Origin of the sequence: Brevibacterium aurantiacum, assembly GCF_900169065.1 — a bacterium.
In the GTDB taxonomy this organism is placed as follows: Bacteria; Actinomycetota; Actinomycetes; order Actinomycetales; family Brevibacteriaceae; genus Brevibacterium; species Brevibacterium aurantiacum.
Genome location: NZ_FXZB01000034.1, coordinates 22,439 through 28,473, shown reverse-complemented (window position 1 = coordinate 28,473; position 6,035 = coordinate 22,439). Strand labels below are relative to the sequence as shown.

Here is a 6,035-nt window from a genome sequence, read left to right as displayed (position 1 = left end):
GGACATGGCATCATTGAAACCGTCGATGAATCGACTCCAAACGAATTAGTGAACCGTAAGCCTCACGCTCAAAAATGCTGAGGCACCAACACGGATCACGCGCTCACTCCTCAGTGAGGCACCTCGCCGTAGAGAGAGGAATCCGCCCGGATTCAGATCTGAACTATTTCTTGAACGAGCCGGAATTCTCCGGTCGTTCTCACTTGTCGCGGGCCGAAATCAGTCAATGCAACTCCATCATGGAAGCTCTGCGCCGTTGGCGCGAAGCTGATCGGGCACTGTCTGAGGCATCCAGGCGCTATATGCACCTCAACGACAGTGACATGCGCGCCATCCGGATGCTCATCCACGCTCAGAAGCAGGGGCGGGTCGTCACCCCGAAGGACATCGCCCGTGATGTCGGGATCTCCAGCGCGTCGACGACGAAGCTCATCGACCGTCTTGTCGCGGGTGGCCATCTGAGTCGCTCACCGCACGCCAAAGATCGGCGGACGATATGCATCGAGGTGACGCCGGAGACGGCCCGAGCGGCACGGGAGACGATCGGCCGCCAGCACGCACGCCGCTTTGATGCCGCCGCAGCAATGAGTTCCGAAGAACGCGAGGTCGTCGTCCGATTCCTCTCAGCTCTGGTAGAAGCTGACCAACCGCAGGGCGACCTGGCTGTCCCAGGGCAGGTGTCGAATGGCGGTTCAGCCAGCAGGACTGAGGATCAACAACCTCGACGAGGATTCGGGGAATCAGAAACGTCCGCTGACTCGGAAGGGTGATCTGCGTTGCCGTCGAGGTAACCGTGCACTTCACGTATGTGAGGAGATGTGGTCACCGTGGTAGAACTCAGCAGTGCCGGAGTGCCGAAGAAGTCGGAGCTCCCGGCGACCTTGGGGCGCTCGGATGCCGAAGCCCTCGCCGGGGCCATCCGATGCGCAGGCCACGGGCGGGAAGAACACCGCTCGCCCAGCCGCAAGTGGGGTGGACGTCACTGCCTGCCCCGCGTTACCCGGTCTTCTTCTTCGCTGATTTCGACCCCGTCGATTTCTTCGCCCCGGACTTCTTGGCCCCGGACTTCTTCGCACCCGATTTGCTCGAGCTCTTCTTCGACGATTTCGACGATCGGGAGCTGTCGACGGATTTGCGCAGCGCCTCCATCAGGTCGATGACGTCGCCGCCGGGTTCTTCGTCCTCGTCCTCGTCAGGGAAGGCCTTTTCCAGGTCGAGGGTTTCTCCCTTGTCGATCTTCGCGTCGATGAGCTTGCGCAGTTCGTCCTGGTAGTCGTCGTTGAACTCCTCCGGTGTGAAGTCCTCCGAATACAATTCGACGAGTTTGGCTGACATCTCCATTTCCTTTTTGGAGATCTTCGCCTGGGAGTTCACTCCCTTGAAGTCGACGTCGCGGATCTCATCGGCCCACCGCAATGTCTGGATCATGAGCACCTTTCCACACACTCGCAGGATCGCCAGTCGGGTGCGGGTGCGCAGAGTGATCTTCACGATGGCCGTGCGGTCGGTGTCTTCGAGCGTCTGCCGCAGCAGCAGATAGGCCTTCGGTGTCTTCGACGTCGGCTCCAGGAAATACGATTTCTCCAGCATGATCGGGTCGATCTGATCGTTGGGCACGAACTGGAGGACGTCAAGGTCGTCATTCTCATCGGCGGGCAGGGCTTCGAAATCGTCTTTCGTGAGAATCACGCGGTTGTCGCCGTCGTCGTAGGCCTTGACCATGTCGTCGAACTCAACGACTTTCCCGCACTCCTGACAACGGTGTTGATTGCGGATGCGTCCGCCGTCCTTCTCATGCACCTGGTGCATGCTGACATCGTGGTTCTCGGTGGCCGAGTACAGCTTCACCGGCACGTTGACGAGACCAAACACAATCGATCCGGTCCAAATGGCTCTCATCCCTCCATTGAAACTCAGTCTCAGCACCTTGGCTACCCCCATCGGCTGGCCCTGCTGGCCGCCCGACCTGGAAGGGCTCCAGCGCCGAGGTGGTCGTGGCATCGCCACCGTCCGTGCCCCCTCGTGCACTCTGCTGTGAGCGGGTACCGTACAGACCACAGGAGGTGTCCATGTCACGCCAGGAACAGAAAGTCACCGTCGACGGGCATCGGTTGACGCTGACCAATCTCGACAAGGTCTTCTATCCCGAGACAGGCACAACTAAGGGCGAGGTGCTCGACTACTACGCTCACATTCACGAACATCTGATCCGGCACGCCCATGACCGCATCGCCACCCGCAAACGTTGGGTCGACGGTGTCGGCACACCGCAGAAACCGGGAGACGTGTTCTTTGAGAAGAACCTCCCCGATTCCGCACCATCGTGGCTCACATCCCGTTCCATCCGTCATTCCACCGGATCCAAAAGGTACCCGCTGGTCCAGGACCGTGCGACATTGACCTACCTTGCCCAGATGGCCTCACTCGAGATCCACATCCCTCAATGGCAGGTCGCGAAGGGGTCATCTGACCCCGGCACCATCGAGTCGACGACACGGCATCCTGACCGCATGGTCTTCGACCTCGATCCGGGGCCAGGACGCGAACTGGCCGACTGTATCGAGGTCGCACAGCTGGTGAGAGACCTGCTGACCGGGATGGATCTCGACGCCTACCCGGTGACCAGCGGCTCCAAGGGGATCCATCTCTATGCGCCGCTCGATGGATCGGCATCAAGCCAGCAGATCTCCGACGTCGCCCACGAGTTGGCGCGCAGCCTCGAAGCCGATCACAAAGACCTCGTCGTCTCAGCCATGAAGAAGACGCTGCGAGAGAACAAGGTGCTCATCGACTGGTCCCAGAACTCAGCGGCGAAGACGACAGTGGCCCCCTATTCTCTGCGCGGCCGGTTCACCCCCACAGTGGCGACACCGCGGACCTGGGACGAACTCGACGACCCGCCCGCTCTCGAGCAGCTGCGCTTCGAGGAGGTCCTTGAACGGATCGACGACCACGGCGATCTGCTCGAACCGTTGGCGCAGACTGCCGGCGATTCAGCAAATCCGGCCCCCACCTCGGCGGGAGCCGCACCCGCTTCGACGAAAGGAACGTCGAGTTCATCGAAGGCGCCGCGCGACCGCCTGGACATCTACCGATCCAAGCGTGACCCGAAGCACACCAGCGAACCGGTGCCCGACAGTCACGGCACCAGCGGGGACGAGCTCTTCTTCGTCATCCAGGAACATCACGCCAGTACACTGCACTGGGACTTCCGACTCGAACACGAGGGCGTGCTGGTCTCGTGGGCACTGCCGAAAGGACCGCCCACCGATCCGAAGCACAATCATCTGGCCATCCAGACCGAGGACCACCCGCTCGAATACGGAAGCTTCGAAGGCACGATCGAGAAGGGACAGTACGGTGCGGGCGAGGTCACGATCTGGGACTCCGGGACCTACGAACTCGAGAAGTGGAAGGAGGGTCGCGAGATCATCGCTGTCCTCCATGGGGCCGAAGACGGCGGGCTAGGGGGAGAACGACGATTCGCACTGTTCAACACCGGCGAGCACGGGCCGAACAAGGAACCCGAGAAGAACTGGATGATCCAGCTGACCAAGGACTCATCCACGAACTCATCCGAGAACTCATCCAAGAACTCGCCGAGGCGGGGCAAAGCTTCGACTGAGCACACCGATTCCAAGCGAAACGGATCCACAGGCCCCGAGCGCACCGGTTCCACTGATGCGCAGCCCACTGACATGGCACCGATGCTGGCCAGTATCGGAAGCCTTCCCTCCGTTCGCCGACAGGCCGAGGACTGGGCATTCGAAATGAAGTGGGACGGCATCCGTGCGCTCGCCTCCGTGCGCGCCGGCACCGATGATTCGTCCGGGTCGATCGCGTTGACCAGCCGCAATGGTCACGATATGACGAAGGCCTACCCCGAACTCATCGAGCTCGCCGACTGCGTGGACGCTGATTGCATCCTTGACGCAGAGATCGTTGCGCTGGGCCCCGGCAGTCGTCCCGACTTCGGGCGGCTGCAACGCAGGATGGGGCTGACTCGTGAGAGCGACATTGAACGTGAACGTGAGCGCACACCGGTGTATCTGATGGTCTTCGATGTGTTGAACGTTGATGGCGCTTCATTGCTGAAGACTCCGTATCTCGGACGACGTGAACGTCTCTTCGACATGGTCACCGAGGGTGAGCACATCCATGTGCCGGCGGCCTTCGAAGGAACCGTCGACAAGGCGATGGAGGCCAGTCGTGAACTCCAGCTCGAAGGAGTCATGGCGAAGCAGACCGACAGCACCTATCTGCCGGGCAGACGAACCCACACCTGGGCCAAACTCAAACACACCTCCACTCGCGACGTGATCATCGTCGGGTGGCGCACCGGCAAAGGGGAGCGTTCCGAGACCTTCTCTTCGCTGCTGCTGGCGGCCCACGAAAAGGACGGTCTGGTCTATCTGGGTCGTGTGGGCACCGGCTTCGACGACCACCAGCTGCAGGCTCTGCGGGCACAGCTCGATCGCCTGAGCCGGAAGACACCTTCCCTGGATGTTCCTGCCGCCGAGTCACGTGATGCGAACTGGGTGCGGCCCAGCCTCGTCGGTGAGGTCCGATACGGAGGTATCACCGAGGCTGGTCGTCTGCGTCATCCCGTATGGCGCGGACTCCGCGAGGACATCGACCCGGAGGAGGTCACCGCCTGAGCCAGGAGGGGCCGAGCATGTTCTCCCGCAGGCCACGTCGGTCACAACGGGGGTTACGAGACTCCGAGGAGACTGTTAATGTGACGGCACCGGGACAGTACGGAAGCTTCAGAGAGCACCGTGCTGACCAAGATCGCAATGAGTCTGATGATCGCGGATGCGGCATCAGTGAAAAGAGGCGACGATGACGAATGATCGAGATGCCGAGAGCATGGAGGAGACCCTCAACACTGTTCCCGATGAAGCGCCGCACGATGTTGCTGAAACGCCCGGAACAGATCACTCCACTAAAGAACACGATGATGAGTTGGTCGATGAATGGGAAGACGAGTCTTTTCCCGCGAGCGACCCGCCAGCGCATTACTGACCGGCTCATCTCTCACCAGGCGGCTTATCTCTCAACAGACCCTGGCCAGCCGAAGCGAATCGACCACCAGTTGAAAGGAGCCACAGCTCATGAGCGACCAACTGACTTTCCAGGATCCGGTGAAACGATTTCCGGACATCTCTCCACCCAAACAGGACCAGCCTGAGCCGGGCCTGGACGTCGAACTGATTCCAGGCACTGACCGTGGCGAGCAGAGTTATCGCGGCACCGGTCGGCTCAAGGGACGCAAGGCGCTGATCACCGGTGCTGATTCCGGCATCGGCTCGGCAGTTGCTATCGCGTTCGCCCGCGAAGGAGCAGATGTCGCCCTGTCGTACCTTCCTGCTGAGGAGGACGACGCACGACACGTCTGCGAAGTCATCCGCGAGGCCGGCGGCACAGCGGTCCCTTTGCCCGGTGACCTCGCCGACCCCGACTACTGCCAGCAGGTCGTCCATGATGCGGCAGACGAACTAGGCGGACTCGACGCCCTGGTGAATAACGCGGGGCGACAGATCGCAGTCGAAGAGATCGAAGACCTGTCCGACGAACAGTGGGGCAATACTTTCGAGACCAATATTCGCGCCATGTTCCGCGTGACGAAGACGGCAGTCGGCTATCTGCCCGCCGGCGCAACGATTGTGAACTCGACGTCCGTTCAAGCGTATTCTCCATCGACCCACTTGCTGGACTATGCGTCGACAAAAGCTGCGATCAACAACTTCACCAAAGGACTGGCCACTCAGCTGGCTCCACGCGGCATCCGAGTCAACGCGGTTGCGCCCGGCCCGATCTGGACACCCCTTCAGGTCTCTGACGGTCAGCCGAAGGAAGCACTGCCCCATTTCGGGAAGAACACTCCCTTGGGGCGAGCCGGTCAGCCGACTGAGCTCGCGCCAGCTTATGTGTTCCTCACCTCGGCGGAGTCGAGTTACGTCCTGGGTGAGACCCTCAACGTCAATGGGGGCCAGCCCACGCCGTGACAGAACGTTCTCGGCCAACACCGTTGT

5 protein-coding genes are annotated in these 6,035 nt (G+C 61.0%); 4 read left to right on the top strand and 1 reads right to left on the bottom strand.

The genetic code is table 11. From position 1 onward, the window contains the following. Nucleotides 1–239 precede the first annotated feature (239 nt). Nucleotides 240–770 (top strand): MarR family winged helix-turn-helix transcriptional regulator, encoded by a 531-nt coding sequence (locus BAUR9175_RS17490; RefSeq protein WP_127362334.1) that lies wholly within the window; start codon nt 240–242, stop codon nt 768–770. Nucleotides 771–996: 226 nt separating this feature from the next. Here BAUR9175_RS17490 and ku read toward each other — a convergent pair whose 3' ends face one another. Then, a complete protein-coding gene (gene ku / locus BAUR9175_RS17485) occupies nt 997–1,899 on the bottom strand; it encodes a non-homologous end joining protein Ku (protein WP_101584737.1) in 903 nt (300 codons plus the stop codon). 170 nt (nt 1,900–2,069) lie between these two features. Here ku and BAUR9175_RS17480 point away from each other — a divergent pair, with 170 nt between their 5' ends. The 3 genes from BAUR9175_RS17480 to BAUR9175_RS17470 all read left to right on the top strand — a co-directional run bounded on the left by BAUR9175_RS17480 (nt 2,070) and on the right by BAUR9175_RS17470 (nt 6,008). After that, nucleotides 2,070–4,658 carry an ATP-dependent DNA ligase gene (locus BAUR9175_RS17480; protein WP_101584736.1) on the top strand — a complete coding sequence of 863 codons (2,589 nt, stop codon included), beginning with the start codon at nt 2,070–2,072 and terminating at the stop codon, nt 4,656–4,658. A gap of 184 nt (nt 4,659–4,842) precedes the next feature. After that, on the top strand, nt 4,843–5,025 hold the full coding sequence (locus BAUR9175_RS17475) for a hypothetical protein (RefSeq protein WP_101584734.1): 183 nt from the start codon (nt 4,843–4,845) through the stop codon (nt 5,023–5,025). Nucleotides 5,026–5,114: 89 nt separating this feature from the next. Then, the gene (locus BAUR9175_RS17470; protein ID WP_101584733.1) at nt 5,115–6,008 is read left to right on the top strand and encodes an SDR family oxidoreductase; all 894 of its coding nucleotides are present in this window, start codon (nt 5,115–5,117) and stop codon (nt 6,006–6,008) included. The last annotated feature ends 27 nt before the right edge of the window (nt 6,009–6,035 follow it).

Bases quoted from the DNA above. Each gene is read 5' to 3' on its own strand.
- BAUR9175_RS17490 (WP_127362334.1), top strand. From the start codon at position 240: ATGGAAGCTCTGCGCCGTTGGCGCGAAGCTGATCGGGCACTGTCTGAG.
- ku (WP_101584737.1), bottom strand. From the start codon at position 1,899: ATGAGAGCCATTTGGACCGGATCGATTGTGTTTGGTCTCGTCAACGTG.
- BAUR9175_RS17480 (WP_101584736.1), top strand. From the start codon at position 2,070: ATGTCACGCCAGGAACAGAAAGTCACCGTCGACGGGCATCGGTTGACG.
- BAUR9175_RS17475 (WP_101584734.1), top strand. From the start codon at position 4,843: ATGACGAATGATCGAGATGCCGAGAGCATGGAGGAGACCCTCAACACT.
- BAUR9175_RS17470 (WP_101584733.1), top strand. From the start codon at position 5,115: ATGAGCGACCAACTGACTTTCCAGGATCCGGTGAAACGATTTCCGGAC.